Annotated in this window: 12 protein-coding genes; 1 reads left to right on the top strand and 11 read right to left on the bottom strand. The window is 68.7% G+C overall.

The genetic code is table 11. The annotated features are described in order from the left end of the window. Positions 1 to 11 precede the first annotated feature (11 nt). From ASE87_RS11090 to rpoB, 11 genes are all read right to left on the bottom strand, one after another. Complete coding sequence (locus tag ASE87_RS11090; protein WP_235472285.1) at positions 12 to 851, bottom strand: A24 family peptidase; 840 nt, start codon at positions 849 to 851, stop codon at positions 12 to 14. Continuing rightward, positions 848 to 2,629, bottom strand: a complete 1,782-nt coding sequence (locus ASE87_RS11085; RefSeq protein WP_056228521.1) for a hypothetical protein — start codon at positions 2,627 to 2,629, stop codon at positions 848 to 850. Before ASE87_RS11085 ends, ASE87_RS11090 begins: the two co-directional genes overlap by 4 nt. After that, on the bottom strand, positions 2,626 to 3,315 hold the full coding sequence (locus ASE87_RS11080; RefSeq protein WP_043596496.1) for a type II secretion system protein J: 690 nt from the start codon (positions 3,313 to 3,315) through the stop codon (positions 2,626 to 2,628). The genes ASE87_RS11085 and ASE87_RS11080 overlap by 4 nt, the downstream gene beginning before the upstream one ends. Then, the gene (locus tag ASE87_RS11075) at positions 3,312 to 4,727 is read right to left on the bottom strand and encodes a carboxypeptidase-like regulatory domain-containing protein (protein WP_056228519.1); all 1,416 of its coding nucleotides are present in this window, start codon (positions 4,725 to 4,727) and stop codon (positions 3,312 to 3,314) included. The genes ASE87_RS11080 and ASE87_RS11075 overlap by 4 nt, the downstream gene beginning before the upstream one ends. A 114-nt stretch (positions 4,728 to 4,841) precedes the next feature. Beyond that, positions 4,842 to 5,297, bottom strand: a complete 456-nt coding sequence (locus tag ASE87_RS16920) for a type IV pilin protein (protein WP_056228515.1) — start codon at positions 5,295 to 5,297, stop codon at positions 4,842 to 4,844. A gap of 295 nt (positions 5,298 to 5,592) precedes the next feature. Then, positions 5,593 to 6,825, bottom strand: a complete 1,233-nt coding sequence (locus ASE87_RS11065; protein ID WP_056228512.1) for a type II secretion system F family protein — start codon at positions 6,823 to 6,825, stop codon at positions 5,593 to 5,595. Continuing rightward, complete coding sequence (locus tag ASE87_RS16880) at positions 6,825 to 8,837, bottom strand: type IV pilus twitching motility protein PilT (protein WP_304437694.1); 2,013 nt, start codon at positions 8,835 to 8,837, stop codon at positions 6,825 to 6,827. The genes ASE87_RS11065 and ASE87_RS16880 overlap by 1 nt, the downstream gene beginning before the upstream one ends. 46 nt (positions 8,838 to 8,883) lie before the next feature. Continuing rightward, a complete protein-coding gene (locus ASE87_RS11055; RefSeq protein WP_043596501.1) occupies positions 8,884 to 10,545 on the bottom strand; it encodes a GspE/PulE family protein in 1,662 nt (553 codons plus the stop codon). 164 nt (positions 10,546 to 10,709) lie between these two features. Next, positions 10,710 to 11,885, bottom strand: coding sequence for an N-acetyltransferase (locus ASE87_RS11050; protein WP_056228510.1), 1,176 nt, complete (start codon positions 11,883 to 11,885; stop codon positions 10,710 to 10,712). Positions 11,886 to 12,077: 192 nt separating this feature from the next. Then, positions 12,078 to 15,959: a DNA-directed RNA polymerase subunit beta' gene (locus ASE87_RS11045; protein ID WP_043596503.1), complete on the bottom strand. Its 3,882-nt coding sequence runs from the start codon at positions 15,957 to 15,959 to the stop codon at positions 12,078 to 12,080. Between the two features lie 49 nt (positions 15,960 to 16,008). After that, complete coding sequence (gene rpoB / locus ASE87_RS11040) at positions 16,009 to 19,500, bottom strand: DNA-directed RNA polymerase subunit beta (protein ID WP_043596504.1); 3,492 nt, start codon at positions 19,498 to 19,500, stop codon at positions 16,009 to 16,011. A gap of 320 nt (positions 19,501 to 19,820) precedes the next feature. On the opposite strand from rpoB, the gene ASE87_RS11035 reads away from it, so the two are divergent. Next, positions 19,821 to 20,678, top strand: coding sequence for a spermidine synthase (locus ASE87_RS11035; RefSeq protein WP_056228507.1), 858 nt, complete (start codon positions 19,821 to 19,823; stop codon positions 20,676 to 20,678). The last annotated feature ends 1 nt before the right edge of the window (position 20,679 follow it).

The raw sequence follows: 20,679 nt of genomic DNA, 5'->3' as shown, positions 1-20,679 counted from the left end.
AGCTCGCCGGGTCATGCCAGGCCGAGGAGGGTGAGGTACGCCGTGGCGACGGTGCCGCCGGCGAAGACGCCGACCCAGGCGCCCGCGAGCATCCAGGGGCCGAAAGGGATGCCACCGGTGCGTTCGACGCGTCGGGTGACCAGGAGGACGACGGCGTACAGGCCGCCGAGCAGGAACGCCGCGAAGGCTCCCACGGCGAACTCGCCCCAGCCGAGCCAGGCGAGGTACAGGCCGAGCACGCCGGCGAGCTTGACGTCGCCGAAGCCCATGCCACCCGGGTACGACAGGGCGGCGATGAGGTAGAAGGCGAAGAGGGAGGCCAGGCCGATGGCGGCGCGGACGAGCGCCGGCCAGTCCCCGACGAGGATGCTCGAGGCGGCCAGGAGGGCGCCCCCGACCGCGTAGGACGGCAGGACGATCGCGTCCGGCAGCCGGTGGTGTTCGAGGTCGATGACGGCGAGTGCGACGCTCACGCCGGCCAGCCAGAGGAAGGCGATGAGGGACAGGAGGCGCGCCACGAGCGGCAACGCCTCGGTCGGCACGCCGACGAGCGGCCACAGGCGGGCGGCGACGAGCACGAAGAACAGGCCGGTGGCCAGTTCGACGATCGGGTACCGGGCCGAGATGGAGGTGCGACAGTCGCGGCACTTCCCGCCGAGGGCGAGCCAGCTGACCACGGGGACGTTGTCACGGCGGCGGATCGGCGTCGAGCAGCTCGGGCAGGCGCTCGCGGGTCGCGCGATCGAGATGCCCGCGGGAACGCGGTACACCACGACGTTGAGGAACGATCCGATGAGCAGTCCGAAGCCACCCGCCACGAGGACGGCGGTGATCCACGGAGCCGCGATCACGAGGCGGCCCCGGTCGACGTGAAGGCGGCCTTGACCTCGGTCTGCGTGGTGACGCCGTACGAGGTCGTCACCGGGCTGAGGAACTTCGGCGGCGCGAGGTAGCGCAGGCGCGTGTCGTAGGCGTAGGCCTTGATGTACCCGTTGGAGCCGCTGCGGACGACGCCGCGGTACGCCTGCGAGATCGACCCCTTGATGGTCAGCGTGCCCCGGTCGCCACCGCGCCCGTAGTTCTGCACGAGGAACGAGTGCTGGACCGAGATGATCGCCGCGTCGATCTCGCGGTCACGGTCGCCGAGCATCGACCCGCCGAACGCGTTGACCGGGTTGTGCACCCAGGTCACGCCGTCGGAGGCCAGGCCGAGGATGTTCGTGCTCGCGTTCGTGGACGCGTAGGTGAGGTCGCCCGTGACGTAGAGGTAGTTCTTGGCCGCGATGGTCAGCTGCCCCTGGAAGGTGCCCTTGACGAAGGCGTCTCCGCTGCGGGCGCCGTAGGCGCAAGCCCCGGAGCCCGGACCACCGGCCGTGGTCGCCGTCGGCACGGACTCGCCGGCCAGGGGGTAGCCGACGTGGTTGTTGGAGCACGAGGTCTCGGTGAGGTCGCCCGTGGAGGCCCACGCGTTGACGTTGGACTTGCCCTTGCCCGACGCGGGCACGGGGATGTCCTGGACGTAGACCAGGTTGTTCACGGGCACGGTGATGGTCGCGCCGGCGGCCGAGCCGAGCTGGCCCTTCCCGGTGCCCGGCAGGCCGCACTCGGCCGGTGCGCTGCCCTCGGTGGCCTCGGCGTTCGCGAGCTGCGTCATCTTCGAGTACGGCGACTTGACGGTCATCTTGCCGTCGGCGGTGAAGACGATGTCGGTCGGCCCGGTGTAGAGGCAGCCGGGGCGCGGGACCTCGGAGGGGATGTCGGTGCGGGTCTCGCGCACCTTGTCGTTGTTGGTGTCGGGCATCTGCACGGTCGCCACCTGGCCGGGGACGCCCTTGTCGAAGGTCTGACCCGAGCACGCGCTGTTGTTCGAGTCGACCTTGGCGTACGTGCGGCCGGCGGTCGGGTCGGCCGTGGTCACGACCTCCTTGAAGGTCGCCGAGCAGACGCGCATCGTGTCGTTGGAGTGTGCCGGACCGTAGATGGTGTCGCCACCGCTGAACGCGATCTCACCGCAGTCGTCCCCCTGGGTGCGTCCCTCCCAGGCGTGCTTGGTGCAGTCCGCGTTCGTGCTGCGGGTGAGCGTGGGGTCCTGGGACTCGATGTCGGTGAAGTACAGGTAGTCGATGAAGCCCTTCTGGCGCAGGTCGGCGATGACCGATCGCGTGGCCGAACCGACCTTGCCCGTCGAGCGGATGCGCAGGGCGCCCGACCCGACGTACTTCGAGTTGTCGACCTCGTAGCGGAACTGCGCGAGGTCGGCGCTGCCCGGCACCGAGGCCCACGAGCCGGAGGGACCCGACCCGAACGCCTTGTTGGTCTGAGTGCCGGACGGCAGGGTCAGCTTGCTGGCGGTCGCCTTGCTGAACGGGGCGTCGGAGTCGCCGTACTGCTGGTAGCTGTTGTCGTTGGCGAGGCGAGACTGGTACTCCTCGACGCCGGCGTAGGCCGCGGCGAGGGCACCGTTGAAGTCCTGGTCGCCGTCGGCCTTCTTGAGCCCGCTCGTGGCCACGGTCAGGGCGGTGGCAGCCATGATGACGAGCACCATGCCGAAGATGAGGGTGATGGCCATGGCCATGCCGCTCTCGGCGGACGGGCCGGCCAGCCCGAGACGGGTGCGCAAGGAGGTCATGTGGTCGCCCCTCCGGCGAGGTTGGACAGCGAGACGGTGTTCTGCAGGGTGACCGCCTGGCTCGACATCGAGCTGGTCCGGTCGATGGTCAGCGAGATGGTCACCGCGGCGATGGAGGGCAGCTGCGACGCCGTGAGCGCACCCGAGGCGTCGGGGGTCAGCGTCTTGCCCGTGAAATCGAGGTAGGTGAACAGTGGCGAACCGCTGCTCGCTGCCGTGACGACGGTGCCGCCGAGGGCGCGCTTGGTCGCCGGCGAGGTGAACTGCCAGAAGTCGGTCTGGAGGGGCGTGGCCACGACGGTGGACGAGCTGAGGGTGCGGTCGGCCTCGAGGCGGTAGGTCACGCGACGCGGCACGGTCGTCAGGGAGTCGGCGGTGTTGACGGCCGTCGTGAGGGTCAGGCTCTCGGTCGTCGCGAGCGTGAACGCCGACGCCTCGGTGCCCCCGGGCTGGGCGATCGTCCGGGCGGCCCGGATGGTCCGGCTGAGGTCGTTCAGCCCGTTCGAGGCGACGCGGGTGTTGACGTCGATGAACCGGGCCTGGGCCGTGGCCTTCGTCAGCGAGACGAAGGTGGTCGAGACGACGGCCAGGACGATGCCGAAGACCATGATGGCCACCAGCAGCTCGGCCAGGCTGACGCCCTCGTCTCGGCGGGCCCGGGCGAGCAGTCGCCGCAGCGCGGTCACTTGGCGGGCCTCGGGTCGAGCGTGACGACGTTCGCCGTGCCACCGCTGCCACCGAAGATGGCGCCGATGACGCTGCCGATCAACCCGCTGATGGTGAGTCCACGCAACGAGGACGAGTCCCTCCCGGATGAGAGCGACCACGTGCCGTAGGGCAGGGCGATCGTGACCTCGTTCGCCGGAGTCTTGTTCTTGACCGTGAAGGTGTAGGTCTGGGTGGCGGCGCAGCCCGGGTCGCCGTTCAGAGCGGTCGTGGACTTGGCCTGGATGACGGTGTCGCTGCCCGCGGCGAGCTTCACGGTCGTCACGCCCATCGGCAGCGGGTAGGTCGCGGTCTTCTCCGACGCGGCGACGAAGGGCTGGCGTGTGGCCGTCTTGCCGGCGGCGTTGGCCGGCCACGAGGCCGGATCGGGCGAGAGGCAGCTGCCGCCGTCCGTGCCGGCGGGCAGGTAGGTGCCGGCGATCAGCTGGTAGCCGGTCGTCAGGGGGTAGAGGTAGGCGTCGCTCACCGGGCCGTTGAGCACGTACGCTTCGGGCCCGCCGAGGACGGTGGTCTTGAGGTCGTTCGGCAGCAGCACGGTGCCGCCGGCGTAGTTCGAGGCATAGCCGAGCTCGAAGTCGTCGCCGAGGTCGTAGGTGAACGACACACCCGCGGTGTCGCCCTTGACGACGGAGGTACCCGTCTTGACCGGCGCGGGCTGCTGCCGGGAGTCGCGATAGGGCGCGGCGTCGGCGCGCGAGACGGTCACCTTGTAGGAGCCCGGCAGCACCTTGATGGCGACCGCGCATCCGTCGGCGTTGGTCACACCCGGCTTCGAGGCCGAGGTCAGCGCCTTGCCGGGCGTGTTCGAGCCGGCGTCGGGCTCGACGGTGACGACGACACCCGAGACCGGGCCGCCTTTGGTGTCCTTGACGCCGATGACGATCGTGCCGGTGTCCTGGTCGTTCAGGCGGCTGTTGGGGGCGAGGATCGTGTCGCTGCGCACGGGAGAGGTCGTCTTGCGCATGCCCGACCAGGTGACCGCGACCTGGAGGCGCTTGTAGAACAGCGAACCGTTGCCCGACGACGCGGCCGGGGTGCAGGTCGCGTCCACGCCGGTGGTGGTGATCCAGGCGGCGGTCTGGGCCACGGTGAACGTGGTGCCGTTGACGACGGTCGTCGTCGTGCCCGAGGCCACCGCCACGACGTCGGTCACGGAGCGGGCGACGTCGACGGCCTGGGCGGCGAGGTTGGTGGCGACCTCACGGCTGCGGTTGTCGCTCGACATCGTCAGCGTGGTGCCGACGGCGACGATGGAGCCGACGGTGATGATCGCGAAGACCAGGAGGGCGACGACCACCTCGACGATCGACAGACCGGCCTCCCGGGCCTCGGGGTCGAGGGGGCGGAGACGGGCGCTGAGTCGCTGGAACATGGTGGTTCACCTCCCGGTCGGGTCGAGGGCGTGGCGGCTCGTGGTCGCCGGAACGACACGAGAAGGTAGGGGACGTCCGCTGGCGCCGGGTGAGGGCACCAGCGGACGTCAGGGTCACCAGGTGGTGGCTGCTCCGCAGGCGCCGTCCTGCACACCGGTGTTCGTCGAGATGCGGAAAGTGTTGCCCGTCGTGCCCTTGGCGTTCACGCAGAAGTTGCTCGAGGTCGAGTTGCTGGCATATGCGGGGGCACTTGCCGAGCCGGAGTAGTCGGCGCTCGCGGTGTAGCCGTACTTTCCGAGATTGGCGGACGTCAGAGCCGGTGCTGTCGTCGCCGTGTTGTCGTTCGTGTAGCTCGCGACGATGGCCGTCTTGATGTTCGAGAGGTCGCTTTTCACGGCCGAGTCCTTGGCGTTGTTCTGCACGCCGAGGTACACCGGGATGGCGATCGCGGCGAGGATGCCGATGATGATGACGACGACGAGGAGCTCGATCAGGGTGAAGCCCTTGTCCTTGTCGTCGGAGAGGTTCTGGCGGCGGGCGCTGAGCTTGCCCATGAGGGTGAAGTACATGTCGCTGGTCCTGTTCGGTCGGGTGCGGGAGTGATGCCCGGTGAGGGGGGTGAGGCGGTCACTGAGCTCCCGCCGGGATCGATGGTGCCACCTGGGAAAGTGCCCCAGAATCCCTTGGAAGGGGGGTTTTGGCCCGCGACACGGCCCCAGTTCGGGTATCCCCCAAAAGGCCGAAAGCGCAGGTCAGCACCCGTTTGCGGGGTAGACCGCCCGGTCGCGAGACGCTCGGCACGAGAAGGAGGCGCGAGCCGGCCTCGTGAGCCGGCCCGCGCCTCCTGCGGGGGCGCCTGACGCGTTACTTGATCAGCGAGGTGATCTGGAAGATGGGCAGGTACAGCGCCACGATCATGCCGCCGACGACGACGCCGAGGAAGGCGATCAGCAGGGGCTCGATCAGGGCCGTCAGCGACTCGGTCGTCGACTTCACCTCTTGGTCGTAGAAGTCCGCGACCTTCTCGAGCATCGTCTGCAGCGAACCCGAGTCCTCGCCGACCGAGATCATCTGCGTGACCATCGACGGGAACACGCCCGAGTCGGTCAGCGGGCCGGCGATGGACTCGCCCTGCCGCACCGATTCGGCCACCTTGACCAGCGCCTCCTCGAGGACGTAGTTGCCCGACACCTCGCCCACGATGCGCAGTGCCGTGAGGATGGGCACACCGGCCCCGATCATGTTCGAGAAGTTGCGGCTGAACCGCGCGATCGCGATCTTTCGGAACAGCGCACCGAAGACGGGCAGCCTCAGCTTCAGCGGATCGAGGAACGCCCGCACCTTGACCGAGTTCTTGTTCGTCCGCCACCAGATCGAGAACGCGATGCCCACGACGATGCCGGCCGGCACGACGTACGGCATCGCCCGCGACGCGTAGACGAGCATCATCGTCGGCAACGGCAGCTGGCCGCCGAGGTTGGTGAACATGTCCTGGAAGATCGGGACGATGAACAGCAGCATGATGACGACCGCGACGAGCGACATGACGAGCACGACGACGGGGTAGGTCATGGCCGACTTGATCGTCGACCGCAGCGCCACCTCCTTCTCGAAGTTCTCGGCCGTCGACTCGAGCGCCTTGTCGAGGAACCCGCCGGTCTCGCCCGCCTTGATCATGTTGATCATCAGCGGCGGGAAGTCCTTGTCGTGCTTGCCGACCGCGTCCGAGAACGAGACGCCGGTCTCGACGTCGTCGCGCACCTCGGCCATGATCTTGGCCAGCCGCTTGTTGTCGACCTGGTCGGCGAGGATCGTCAGGGTCCGCAGCAGCGACAGCCCCGAACCGATCATGGTCGCCATCTGGCGCGACATGACCGCGATGTCCTTCATCTTGACCGCACGGTCGCCGAGCCCGGGGATCGACACCTCGCGCTGCAGGCCGGTGCCGGCACCCGCCTCGCTGATCGAGATCGGCTGCACGCCCATCGTGCGGAGGCGGGTGATGACCGCGCCCTCGCTCGACGCGTCGACCTTGCCCTTGACGACCTTGCCGGCCCCGTCACGCCCCTTGTAGGCGTAGGCGACTGCCCCGGCCATCAGGCGGCCCCGCCAGAGAACGAGTCGCCGAAGTCGATGCCGCTGTCGAGGCCCTGGCTCTCGGACTTGTTGATCACTCGCGTCACGAGGCGGTCGAACCCTTCACGGTCGTGCACCTTCTCCATCGCCGCCTTGTGCGTCACGACGCCGGTGTTCACCAGGTCGGCGAGCTTCTGGTCCATCGTGTGCATGCCGAGGTCACGGCCCGCCTGCATCGACGAGGCGATCTGGTACGTCTTGCCCTCGCGCACGAGGTTGCCGATCGCGGGGGTCATCATCATGATCTCGGTCGCCACGACCCGGCCGCGGCCGCTGGCCTTGGGCAGCAGCGTCTGACAGACGACGCCCTGCAGCGTCGAGGCGAGCTGCGTGCGCACCTGGTCCTGCTGGTACGGCGGGAACACGTCGATGACGCGGTCGATGGTCTGCGCCGCGCTCTGCGTGTGCAGGGTCGCGAAGACGAGGTGACCGGTCTCGGCGGCGGTCAGCGCGACCGAGATGGTCTCGAGGTCGCGGAGCTCACCGATCAGGATGACGTCGGGGTCCTGCCGCAGCACGTGCTTGAGCGCCGCCGCGAAGCTGTGGGTGTCGTGCCCGACCTCTCGCTGGTTCACGAGCGACTTCTTGTGCTGGTGCATGAACTCGATCGGGTCCTCGACCGTCACGATGTGGTCGGCCCGCGTGCGGTTGACGAGGTCGATCAGCGCCGCGAGGGTCGTCGACTTGCCCGAACCCGTGGGGCCCGTGACGAGCACGAGACCGCGCGGGAGCTTGGCGAAGGTCGACACCGACTCGGGAACGCCCAGATCGCCGAGCTGCTTGATCTCGGTGGGGATCAACCGGAAGGCCGCCCCCAACGAGCCGCGCTGCTGGTAGAAGTTCACGCGGAAACGCGACTCGTCCGAGAGCGAGTAGGCGAAGTCGAGCTCGAGCTCGTCGTCGAAGCGCTGCTGCTGCTCGGGCGTGAGCAGGCTCTCCAGCGCCGTGCGGACGATGGCCGCGTCCCAGACGGTGCCGCCGGCGAGGGCGGGTCGCAGGTCACCATCGACGCGGATCGTCGGCATGGCGTCGGTGGTGACGTGCAGGTCGGACGCGTTCTGCAGCACGACCTGGATCAGCGCCGAGACGAGTCCGGCGTGCGCGTGGTCGCGCGGGTGGCGGTGCAGCTCGATGCCGTGGAAGTCGGCCGCGTCCTCGGCCGTCGTGAGGACGGCGGTCGGCGCGTCGGCCGCAACGTGCTGCGGAGCGGGCGCGTCCCAGGGGGCGACCGTGGACGGGGCCGCCGGGGCGCCGGCGGCGGTCGGGAAGACGACGCCCTCGGCGGCGAACGGCGAGGCCGACGTGCTCGTCGCCGTCGTCTCGGCCGTCGCCGGGATCGCGACGGTGGGGGCGGTGGCGGCGAGGTCCGTCGCGGAGTCGACCCGCGCCTCCTGCATGGGGGTCGCCTGAGCCCGGGAGGCGCGGATCGGCTCCTCGAAGCGGGGGTCGACCCAGCCGGGTCGCGGCGTCGACGGCAGCACGTGGCCGGCGGGCGGCGGGCTGAGCGGTGCCGGGGAGGCTGCCGTGGGCCCTGCGGTCGCGGGCGACGTGAGCACGGAGGAGGGCGCGGAGACCGACGACGGGGCCGCGGCCGACCGGGGCAGGACGGGCGAGGGGCCCGAGTCGGGGACGAGCAGGGCCTCCTGGTCGGCGAGCGCGGCCTTGTCGACCAGGGCCTCGGCCAACCGGGCGGCGCGACGGCTCGAGGGGGCACGCGTGGGCGTCCAGCCCATGACCGGGTCCTGGCCACCGTCGAGGCTGTAGACGGGGCCCGTCGCGGCGCCACCGGGCGACGCGGGAGCGGACGGGAACGACGACGCGTCGGCCGGAGCCGTCGACGACGCGGTCGCGGAGCCGGTCGCGGTCGCGGTGGCTGACCGGACCTCGTTGCCCGGACGACCCGGCGTCCACCCCGCGAGGGCGGCGGCCTCGGCGGCCGCGTCGTCGGGGAGGTCGTAGATCGAAGCGCTCATGAGAGGGCCTCCTCGTTCTCGGTCCGGGCTCGGCCGGAGACGGGCGTCACGCGACGACCCGCAGGATCTCTTCGACGCTGGTGAGGCCGAGCTTGGCCTTCTCCCAACCGTCCTGACGCAGGCTCAACATGCCCTGCTCGCGGGCGACCCGGCCGATCTCGGCGCTGGACGCGCGGCTGACGGCGAGGCGTTCGATCTCTTCCGAGACGCTCATCACCTCGTGCAGCGCGATGCGACCGCGGTAGCCCGTGTTCGAACACTGCTGGCAGCCCACCGGCTGGTACACCGTGGGGTTCTCGTCGGGCCCGACGCGGAACTTCAGGTGTGCCAGCTGCAGCGGCGAGTAGGCCGTGGGCGTCTTGCACCGGTCGCAGAGCCGACGAGCGAGGCGCTGGGCGACGACGCAGTCGATGGCCGAGCCGACGAGGAAGGGCTCGATGCCCATCTCGGTGAGGCGGGTGATGGCGCTCGGGGCGTCGTTCGTGTGCAACGTGCTCAGCACGAGGTGGCCGGTCAACGACGCCTCGATCGCGATCTGCGCCGTCTCGTGGTCGCGGATCTCACCGAGCAGGACGACGTCGGGGTCGGACCGCAGGATGCTGCGGAGCGCACTCGCGAAGGTCAGGCCCGCCTTGGGGTTGACCTGCACCTGGTTGATGCCCTTCATGCGGTACTCGACCGGGTCCTCGACCGTGATGACGTTGATCTCGGGACGGGCGACGGCGTTCAGGGTCGTGTACAGCGTCGTCGACTTGCCCGAGCCCGTGGGGCCGGTGACGAGGATCATGCCGTAGGGCTTCGAGTACGACTCGGCGTAGACGTCGAAGTTGCGCTCGAGCAGGTTGAGGTCGCGCAGGCTCATCGAGGTGTTCGAGTTGTCGAGGATCCGCATCACGACCTTCTCGCCCCAGACGGTCGGCAGCGTCGCCACCCGCAGGTCGATCTGTCGTCCGCCGTGGCGCACCGACATGCGACCGTCCTGCGGCTTGCGGCGCTCGGCGATGTCGATCTCGCTCATGATCTTCAGGCGCGAGATGACGCCGTTCTGGATCGCCTTCGGTGCCGGCTGCATCTCGTGCAGCACCCCGTCGATGCGGTAGCGGATGCGCACGTCGGTCTCGGACGGCTCGATGTGGATGTCGGAGGCGTGGTCGGTGATCGCCTGGCTGACGAGCAGGTTGACGAACCGGACGATCGGCACGTCGTCGTCGGGACCGTCGGTGATGTCGGCGGCGGTCTCGTGCGCCCGCTCCTCTTCGAGGGTCGACGTGAGGTCGTTCAGCTCGTCGTCGGCGCGCAGGTAGCGGTCGATGGCGGCGCGGAGGTCGTTCTTCTCGGCGACGACGGGGTCGACGCCCATGCGGAGGCCGGCACGGACGTCGTCGATGGCGAAGACGTCGCCCGGGTCCTCCATGGCGAGGATCAAGGAACCGTCGCGCACCCCGATCGGCAGGACCTTGTGGCGTCGGCACACGGCCGCGGGCACCATCGTCACGGCCGAACGGTCGACGGGGTAGTCGATCAGCTCGACGAAGTCGAGGTCGGCGGCCGTGGCCCGGGCCCTCGCCACCTGCATCTCGGTGACGACGCCTCGCGAGAGGAGGTCGCGGATCGACGCCTCTTCCTCGGCCGGGCCGCGCGGGATCACGTCGAGCTGCTCGATCGGCAACAGCCCGTGCAAGATCAGGATCTCGGTCATGGAAGCCACGCGTACCTCCTCGGAAGTACAGGGCCTCGGGGGTAGGACGACGAGGCCGGTCGACGCTCGGGGTCGGGACCGAGCTTGCCTCACGCTACGGCCGGGACGTCGTCGCCGGCACGTCCCAGAGCGGGTGCCCCTCGAAGGGGTGCGCCGGTCGACCGGGGGCGGCCTCAGTACGCGCGGACCACCGTGGCGGAGCGCCTCGCAGCGACGAACCCGGCCCGGTCGTAGAGCCCGAGTGCGCCCGTCGGGCTCACGGAGTCGACGTCGAGCACGGTCACCTCCAGCCCCTCGGCGACGTGTGCCTCGAGCGTCGACGCGAGCAAGGACTGCGCGAGGTGCCGTCCGCGCCAGGAACGCCGGACGCCGACGTACTCGACGTAGGCGCACCGCCGCCCCAGGGCCGCCCAGTCCTCGGGGTCGACGTCGCTCAGCACGAACGCGACGACCTGCTCGGCGGCCTCGGGGTCGTCGAGGGGACGGGCGACCGCCAGCAGCGAGAGGTCCTGGCGGAAGGTGCCGGCACCGACCATCCGACCCCAGCGGTCCTCGCTCGTCGGCTGGCTGCCCCAGTGGTCGCGGAAGGCGTCGTTGCGGGCCTGACGCGTCGCCTCGACCCATTCGTCGGTCATCGTGACCAGGCGGACGGCCGGGTCGAGCGCGACGCGCTCGATCGGTTCCGTCAGGTCGCGCCGCAGCTCGGTCCACCACCGCGACTCGTCGAACCCCGCCCGACGTAACGCCGCCCGTGTGGCGAGGGCGTCCTCCTCGACGTCGGTCACGAGACCGGCCGGCAGGACCTCGTCACAGGCGGCCAGGTGCTGCTCGCCCCGAGCCCGTTGCCAGTCGAGGAGACGGCGACCGAGACCCTCGCCGCGTCGGCCGGGGTCGACACCGCCGGGGACCCCCACCCGCACGAGGCTGACCCGGGTCGGGCCCAGGTGGCTGAGTCCCCAGGCGACGAAGCGGCCGTCGGCGTCGACCCCGACGATGCTGTCCCGCACGAGGTCGATGCCGGGCGACGTGAGGTCGTCACGCACGACCTCGAGGGCATGGCCCCGGTCGGGGTGGTCGACGGCCCCGATGCGGGCACAGAGCGCGTGCAGGGGCACGAGGTCGTCGAGCGCGAGCGGCCGCCAGGTGACACCCGCGACGGATTCTGGTGGCAGCACGACGTCGGGCGCCGCCACCCGCTCGTGGACGGGACGGTCGGCCGTGCCGACGCTGACGCCCTCGGCGGCCTCGCCCCGGGCGACGACGGCCGGGGGCGCCGTCGCCGGTGCTCCGACGGCGCCGCCGACGGCGGAGGTCACGGTGGCGGTCTCTTCGGGCTGGTCGTCGGGCATCCGTCCATCCTGCCGGGCCTCCTCCCGCCGTCGCCTCAGCCCGGCGGGGGAACGACCCGCCGGCGTCACCGCTCGGTCCGGTGACGGCGAAGGGCCCCGGTCCGCACGATGTGCGAGCCGGGGCCCTTCGAGGCGAGGCCTTCAGGAGGCGCGGTGCGGGTCAGACCCTCACCGCGCCTCCCGACGGGGTTCTCAGTTGTAGGTGCCGGGGGTGAAGTCGTCCGACGAGAACGAGTCGAAGTCCACGAAGCTCAGGTCGGCTTCGTTGAACGACGCATCGTCGGTGAAGACGCGGTTGGGGTACCGCTCCGCCTTCGCCTCTTCCGTCGCCTCGACCGATACGTCGCGGTAACGCGACAGGCCGGTGCCCGCGGGGATGAGCTTTCCGATGATGACGTTCTCTTTCAGACCGACCAGCGGGTCGCTCTTGCCTTCCATGGCCGCCTGCGTGAGGACGCGGGTCGTCTCTTGGAAGGACGCGGCCGACAGCCACGACTCGGTCGCCAGCGAGGCCTTCGTGATGCCCATGACCTCTTGGCGAGCGGACGCGGTCCGCTTGCCCTCGGTCAGTGCCGCACGGTTGATCTCGTTGTACTTCGACCGGTCGACGAGCTCACCGGGCAGCAGGTCGGTGTCGGCGTGGTCGACGACGGTGACCTTGCGGAGCATCTGACGGACGATGACCTCGATGTGCTTGTCGTGGATCGGCACACCCTGCGAGCGGTAGACGTCCTGGACGCCACCCACGAGGTGCTGCTGCACCGCACGGACGCCCTTGACGCGCAGGACCTCTTTCGGGTCCACCGCACCGGCGATGATCTGCTCACCGAGCTCGACGTGCTGACCGTCCTCGACGAGGAGGGTCGAACGCTTGAGCACCGGGTAGATCACTTCTTCGTCGCCGTTGTCGGGCTGCAGGATGACGCGGCGAGCCTTGTCGGTGTCCTCGATGGTGATGCGACCGGCCGAGTCGGCGATCGGGGACGCACCCTTGGGGGTGCGCGCCTCGAACAGCTCGGTCACGCGGGGCAGACCCTGCGTGATGTCGTCGGCCGAGGCCGAACCACCGGTGTGGAAGGTACGCATGGTCAGCTGCGTGCCGGGCTCACCGATCGACTGGGCCGCGATGATGCCGACGGCCTCACCGATGTCGACCAGGTTGCCGGTGGCCAGCGAGCGGCCGTAGCACTGGGCGCAGACACCGACCGCGGCCTCACAGGTGAGGACGGAGCGGACCTTGATGGTCTCGACGCCGGCCGCCACGAGCTCGTCGATCAGGACGTCTCCGACGTCGGCGCCGGCCTCGGCCAGCACCGTGCCCCCGGCGTCCACCGCGGCTGCCGCGAGCGACCGTGCGAACACGGTGTTCTCGACGGTCGCGTCGCGCACCATGACGCCGTTGGCGTCGGGTGCGGCGATCGGCATCTCGAGGCCACGCGAGGTACCGCAGTCGTCTTCACGGATGATGACGTCCTGCGACACGTCGACGAGACGACGGGTCAGGTACCCCGAGTCGGCCGTACGGAGGGCCGTGTCGGCCAGACCCTTGCGGGCACCGTGCGTCGCGATGAAGTACTCGGCCACCGACAGACCCTCGCGGTACGAGGAGATGATCGGGCGGGGGATGATGTCACCCTTCGGGTTGTTCACCAGGCCTCGCATGCCGGCGATGTTGCGCACCTGCAGCCAGTTACCACGGGCCCCCGACGTCACCATGCGGTTGATGGTGTTGTCGATCGGGAAGTTCGCCCGCATCTCGGCGGCGACCTCGTTCGTGGCCTCCGTCCAGATCTTGATCAGGTCGGCACGACGCTCGGCGTCGGAGATGAGGCCCTTGTCGAACTCGGACTGCACCGCCGCGGCCTGCTTCTCGTAGCCCGCGACGATCTCGGGCTTGCGCGGAGGCGTGAGCACGTCGGACAGCGCGACCGTGACACCCGAACGCGAGGCCCAGTAGAAGCCCGCGTCCTTGATGTTGTCGAGGGCTGCGGCGACGGCGACCTTGGGGTAGCGCTCGGCGAGGTCGTTGACGATCGTCGAGAGCATGCCCTTGTCGGTCACCTGCTGGACGAACGGGTAGTCCGCCGGCAGGTTCTCGTTGAAGAGCGCACGACCGAGGGTCGTCTCGAGCAGGATGTCCTGTCCGACCTCGTAGCCCTCGGGAGCCTCGCCCTCGGCGAAGTGCACGCCGTTCATGCGGATCTTGACCATCGCGTTGAGGTCGAGCGAGCCCTGGTCCTTCGCGAGGATCGCCTCGGCGACCGACGAGAAGGCACGGCCTTCACCCTCGGCACCTTCGGTGACCGTCGTGAGGTAGTGCAGACCGATGATCATGTCCTGTGCGGGCAGGGTCACCGGGCGGCCGTCGGACGGCTTCAGGATGTTGTTCGAGGCGAGCATCAGGATGCGCGCCTCGGCCTGGGCCTCGACGGACAGCGGCAGGTGCACGGCCATCTGGTCACCGTCGAAGTCGGCGTTGAACGCCGCGCAGACGAGGGGGTGCAGCTGGATGGCCTTGCCCTCGACCAGCTGGGGCTCGAACGCCTGGATGCCGAGACGGTGCAGCGTGGGCGCACGGTTCAGCAGCACGGGGCGCTCGCGGATGATCTCTTCGAGGACGTCCCAGACCTGCGGGCGCGAACGCTCGACCATGCGCTTGGCCGACTTGATGTTCTGAGCGTGGCTCAGGTCGATCAGGCGCTTGATGACGAACGGCTTGAACAGCTCGAGGGCCATCTGCTTGGGCAGACCGCACTGGTGCAGCTTGAGCGTCGGGCCGACGATGATGACCGAACGACCGGAGTAGTCGACGCGCTTGCCGAGCAGGTTCTGGCGGAAGCGACCCTGCTTTCCCTTGAGCATGTCGCTCAGGGATTTCAGGGCGCGGTTGCCGGTACCGGTGACGGGACGACCGCGACGACCGTTGTCGAACAGGGCGTCGACGGCCTCTTGCAGCATGCGCTTCTCGTTGTTCACGATGATCTCGGGAGCACCGAGGTCGAGCAGGCGACGGAGGCGGTTGTTGCGGTTGATCACGCGACGGTAGAGGTCGTTCAGGTCGCTGGTCGCGAAGCGACCACCGTCGAGCTGCACCATCGGGCGCAGCTCGGGCGGGATGACCGGGACGACGTCGAGGACCATGGCGGCCGGCGAGTTGCCGGTCGCCAGGAACGAGCTGACGACGCGCAGGCGCTTGATGGCGCGGATCTTCTTCTGACCCTTGCCCTCGGAGATCTGCAGGTGGAGGTTCTCGGCCTCGGTGGTGAGGTCGAAGGCCTCGAGGCGCTTCTTGATCGCCTCGGCGCCCATGTGGGCCTCGAAGTAGATGCCGAAGCGGTCCTGCAGCTCGTGGAAGACGGCGTCTTCCGGCTTGAGGTCGCCGACCTTGAGGTTGCGGAAGTCCTCCCACACGCGCTCGAGGCGGTTGATGTCCTCGTCGAACGACTTGCGCGTCTGCGACATCTCTTTCTCGGCGCCGTCCTTCGCACGACGCTTCTGGTCGCTCTTCGCGCCTTCTTCCTCGAGGACGGCCAGGTCGTCCTCGAGCTTCTTCAGGCGGTCGGCGATGCGCGTGTCGCGCTGCGACTCGAGCTGCTTGATCTCGAGGCGGAGCTCGTTCTCGAGCCCGGGCATGTCGGCGTGACGGCCCTCTTCGTCGATCGAGATGACCATGTAGGCCGCGAAGTAGATGACCTTCTCGAGGTCTTTCGGGGCCATGTCGAGCAGGTAGCCCAAGCGCGAGGGGACGCCCTTGAAGTACCAGATGTGCGTGACGGGGGCGGCGAGCTCGATGTGGCCCATGCGCTCACGACGCACGGACGACTTCGTGACCTCGACGCCGCAGCGCTCGCAGACGATGCCCTTGAAGCGGACGCGCTTGTACTTGCCGCACGCGCACTCCCAGTCACGCGAGGGCCCGAAGATCTGTTCTCCGAAGAGACCGTCCTTCTCGGGCTTCAGCGTGCGGTAGTTGATGGTCTCCGGCTTCTTGACCTCACCGTGCGACCAGGCGCGGATGTTCTCGGCAGTGGCGAGGCCGATCCGCAGCTCATCGAAAGTTGTTGCTTCGATCAAAATTTAATCCCTTGTCAGATGTATCGACGTGTCGTTGTGGGAAGGGGGCTTAGATCTCGTCGACGTTCGACGATTCGAAGCGGGAGGAGATGTTGATGCCGAGCTCTTCGGCGGCACGGAAGACCTCGTCGTCCGTGTCGCGCAGGCTGACCGTCTGGCCGTCGGCCGAGAGGACCTCGACGTTCAGGCACAGCGACTGCATCTCTTTGATGAGGACCTTGAAGCTCTCGGGGATGCCGGGCTCCTGGATGTTCTCGCCCTTGACGATGGCTTCGTACACCTTCACGCGGCCGAGGATGTCGTCCGACTTGATGGTCAGGAGCTCTTGCAGCGCGTACGCGGCGCCGTAGGCCTCGAGGGCCCAGACCTCCATCTCACCGAAGCGCTGGCCACCGAACTGTGCCTTACCACCCAGCGGCTGCTGCGTGATCATCGAGTACGGGCCCGTCGAACGCGCGTGGATCTTGTCGTCGACGAGGTGGTGCAGCTTCAGGATGTACATGTAGCCGACCGAGATCGGGTTCGGGAACGGCTCACCCGAGCGACCGTCGAACAGGCGCGCCTTGCCGGACGAACCGATCAGACGCTCACCGTCGCGGGTCGGCAGGGTGGAGTCGAGCAGACCCTCGATCTCGCGCTCGGCGGCACCGTCGAACACCGGGGTGGCGACCTTCGTGCCGGGAGCGGCGCTGAGCGCCTCTTCGGGCAGGTTCTTCGCCCACTCCTGGACGCCCTCGACGTTCCAGCCCTGCGCCGCGATCCACCCGAGGTGGATCTCGAGCACCTGGCCGAAGTTCATTCGACCGGGAACGCCCAGCGGGTTGAGGATGATGTCGACCGGGGTGCCGTCCGCGAGGAAGGGCATGTCCTCGACGGGGAGGATCGTCGAGATGACGCCCTTGTTGCCGTGACGACCGGCGAGCTTGTCACCCGCGGTGATCTTGCGCTTCTGGGCGATGAACACGACCACGCGCTGGTTGACGCCCGAGCCGAGCTCGTCGTCTCCGTCCTGCGAGTCGAACACCTTGACGCCGATGACCGTGCCCTGCTCGCCGTGGGGCACCTTCAGGGACGTGTCGCGGACCTCACGGCTCTTCTCGTTGAAGATCGCACGCAGCAGGCGCTCTTCGGCGCTGAGCTCGGTCTCGCCCTTGGGCGTGACCTTGCCGACGAGGATGTCGCCGGGGCGCACCTCGGCACCGATGCGGATGATGCCGCGCTCGTCGAGGTCGGCCAGCAGGTCGGGGCTGACGTTGGGGAGATCACGGGTGATCTCTTCCTTGCCGAGCTTCGTGTCGCGGGCGTCGACTTCGTACTCTTCGATGTGGATCGACGAGAGCGTGTCGTCCTTGATGAGGTTCTGCGACAGGATCATCGCGTCCTCGTAGTTGTAGCCCTCCCACGGCATGAACGCGACGAGGAGGTTCTTGCCGAGCGCGAGCTCGCCGTTCTCGGTCGCCGGACCGTCGGCGATGACCTCGCCGACCTCGACGCGCTGGCCGGCGTCGACGATCACACGGTGGTTGTAGCTGGCGCCCTGGTTCGAGCGGTCGAACTTGCGCAGGAAGTAGTCCTGCGTGCCACCGTCGTCGAGCTGCACGGTGACGACGTCGGCCGACACCTCGGAGACCACGCCGGCGGCGTCGGCGGTGACGACGTCACCGGCGTCGATCGCGGTGTAGCCCTCCATGCCGGTGCCGACGAGGGGGCTCTCGCTGCGGACGAGCGGGACGGCCTGACGCTGCATGTTGGCACCCATGAGGGCGCGGTTCGCGTCGTCGTGCTCGAGGAACGGGATCAGCGACGTGGCCACCGACACCATCTGGCGCGGCGAGACGTCCATGTAGTCGACCTCGGCCTTGTCGACGAGCTCGACCTCGCCGCCCTTCTTGCGGACGAGCACCTTGTCGTCGACGAAGTCGAACTTGTCGTCGAGGGGGGCGTTCGCCTGGGCGACGACGTAGTCGTCTTCTTCCGACGCGGTGAGGTAGTCGATCGTCGTGGTGACGTTGCCCTTCTCCACGCGACGGTACGGCGTCTCGATGAAGCCGAACGAGTTGATGCGCGCGAAGGACGCGAGCGAACCGATCAGACCGATGTTCGGGCCTTCAGGGGTCTCGATCGGGCACATGCGGCCGTAGTGCGAGGGGTGGACGTCGCGGACCTCGACGCCGGCGCGCTCACGCGACAGACCGCCGGGGCCGAGCGCGCTCAGGCGACGCTTGTGCGTCAGGCCCGAGAGCGGGTTGTTCTGGTCCATGAACTGCGACAGCTGCGAGGTGCCGAAGAACTCCTTGATCGCGGCGACGACGGGGCGCACGTTGATCAGGGTCTGCGGCGTGATCGCCTCGATGTCCTGCGTGGTCATGCGCTCGCGGACGACGCGCTCCATGCGCGACAGACCGGTGCGGACCTGGTTCTGGATCAGCTCGCCGACCGCGCGGATGCGACGGTTGCCGAAGTGGTCGATGTCGTCGACGTCGAGGCGCAGCTGGACGGGCTCGCCGTCGCGCGTGCCGTTCATCGACTTCTCTTCGGCGTGCAGCGACACGAGGTACTTGATCGTCGCGACGATGTCGTCGACGGTCAGGACCGAGTCACCCAGGGGCGCGTCGATGCCGAGCTTGCGGTTGATCTTGTAGCGACCCACCTTGGCCAGGTCGTAGCGCTTGTGGTTGAAGTAGAAGTTGTCGAGGAGAGCACGTGCGGCCTCGGCAGCGACCTGCTCGCCCGGACGGAGCTTGCGGTAGATGTCCTTGAGCGCCTCTTCCTTGGTGAGGATGGCGTCCTTCTCGAGGGTGGCCTCGATCGAGGCGAAGCCCTTGAACTCCTCCATGATCTCTTCGCTCGTCAGGCCGAGGGCCTTGAGGAAGACGGTCACGCTCTGCTTGCGCTTGCGGTCGATGCGCACGCCGACCTGGTCGCGCTTGTCGATCTCGAACTCGAGCCAGGCACCGCGGCTCGGGATGACGCGAGCCGAGTAGATGTCCTTGTCGCTGGTCTTGTCGGAGGCGCGCTCGAAGTAGACGCCCGGGCTGCGGACGAGCTGCGAGACGACGACACGCTCGGTGCCGTTGATGATGAACGTGCCACGCTCGGTCATGAGCGGGAAGTCACCCATGAAGACCGTCTGGGTCTTGATCTCACCGGTGAGGTGGTTCATGAACTCGGCGTTCACGTAGAGCGGCGCGGCGTAGGTCTTGCCACGCTCTTTGCACTCGTCGATCGTGTACTTGGGCTCTTCGAGCTCGGGAGCAGTGAACGAGAGCTGCATGGTCTCGCCGAGGTCTTCGATCGGCGAGATCTCTTCGAAGATCTCTTCCAGGCCCGAGTGGAGGGCCAGGTCGGTGCGGCCCTGCTCGGTCGCCTCGGCGAGGCGGTCCTTCCAGATGTCGTTGCCGACGAGCCAGTCGAAGCTCTCGGTCTGGAGCGCCAGCAGGTCGGGGACCGTCAGCGTGTCGGTGATCTTGGCGAACGAGAGCCGCGATGCGTTGCGACCGTTCTTGGGTGAGTTGGTGGATGCGTTGTTCGCAGCAGCCAAGGAAGTAACCTCCGTGGACCCCGTCGGGTCATCACTGTCGGACAGTATGTGGTGAGTGAGTGAACGGCCCTACCCGGCGGACACCATCCACCCCGCCGTCATATTCGGGGGTGGGTGTCTCGAGACGTTGTCGACCGCAATATGACGACAGGACGCACGGGGAGCGCAAAGGTCCATACTAGGTCGCCCCGGACACGCCTGGCAAGCCCTGTCGTTGACCTTTCGCCCGAGCTTCGGTATAAGCCGGGCGCATGCACAGGCATTCCACGGGATCGGGGGCCGCGCGCGCCTCCTCGTCCCCGGGATGGGAGGCTTGGGGCATGGCCGCACAGCACGACGAACCGCCCGTCGAGATCTCGATCGGGGCGGGTCTCGCCCGCGTGGACGAGGACCGGCACCGCCCCGGTTCGTACACCCTCGTCGTCGACGGCACGCCCCAGTCGCACGTCGACCTCGACGACCCGACGCACCTGGCCTTCGAGTACGTCCGGCGGATCGGGCACGCCATCGACCTGCTGCCCGAGGGGCCGGTCACCGCGCTGCACCTCGGCGCCGGCGCCCTGACCCTGCCGCGCTACGTCGAGGCGACCCGACCGGGCTCGCGCCAGCAGGTGATCGAGCTCGAGGCCGACCTCGTGGCCCTGGTGCGCGAGACGCTGCCGCTGCCCCGCGGGGCCTCGATCCGGGTGCGCTACGGCGACGCCCGCGAGGTCATGGTGAAGCTGCCCGCCGGGCTGCGCGGCACGGTCGACCTGCTGATCGTCGACGTGTTCGGCGGCTCGCAGATCCCCGCACACGTGACGTCGCTCGAGTTCTACACGGCGGCGGCGGAATTCCTGTCGCCGACCGGCATGCTGATCGTCAACTCGGCCGACGGCGCGGGGCTGGCCTTCGCCCGGGGCCAGGCGTCGACGCTCGCGACCGTGTTCGAGCACGTGGTCGCGGTCGCCGACCCCGCGACGCTCAAGGGGCGTCGCTTCGGCAACGTCGTGCTGATCGGTTCGCCGTCGCCGCTGCCGACCGATCGCATGCCGCGGCTCTACTCGTCGGACCCGCTGCCGGCCAAGGTCGTCCACGGCCGTGAGCTGCGTGACTTCGTCGCCGGGGCGCCCGTCGTCACCGACGCCACGGCCGTGCCGTCGCCCGAGCCGTCGCGGAGCGTGTTCGGGGCGCGCTGAT

Origin of the sequence: Frigoribacterium sp. Leaf44 (assembly GCF_001421865.1) — a bacterium.
Lineage (GTDB): Bacteria > Actinomycetota > Actinomycetes > Actinomycetales > Microbacteriaceae > Frigoribacterium.
The sequence above is the reverse complement of the archived record's forward strand: the minus strand, read 5'-3'. Positions and strand labels throughout refer to the sequence as shown.

Coding starts and splice junctions, on each gene's coding strand:
- ASE87_RS16880 (WP_304437694.1), bottom strand. CDS start 8,837: ATGAGCGCTTCGATCTACGACCTCCCCGACGACGCGGCCGCCGAGGCC.
- ASE87_RS11075 (WP_056228519.1), bottom strand. CDS start 4,727: ATGTTCCAGCGACTCAGCGCCCGTCTCCGCCCCCTCGACCCCGAGGCC.
- ASE87_RS11065 (WP_056228512.1), bottom strand. CDS start 6,825: ATGGCCGGGGCAGTCGCCTACGCCTACAAGGGGCGTGACGGGGCCGGC.
- ASE87_RS11050 (WP_056228510.1), bottom strand. CDS start 11,885: ATGCCCGACGACCAGCCCGAAGAGACCGCCACCGTGACCTCCGCCGTC.
- ASE87_RS16920 (WP_056228515.1), bottom strand. CDS start 5,297: ATGTACTTCACCCTCATGGGCAAGCTCAGCGCCCGCCGCCAGAACCTC.
- ASE87_RS11035 (WP_056228507.1), top strand. CDS start 19,821: ATGGCCGCACAGCACGACGAACCGCCCGTCGAGATCTCGATCGGGGCG.
- ASE87_RS11085 (WP_056228521.1), bottom strand. CDS start 2,629: ATGACCTCCTTGCGCACCCGTCTCGGGCTGGCCGGCCCGTCCGCCGAG.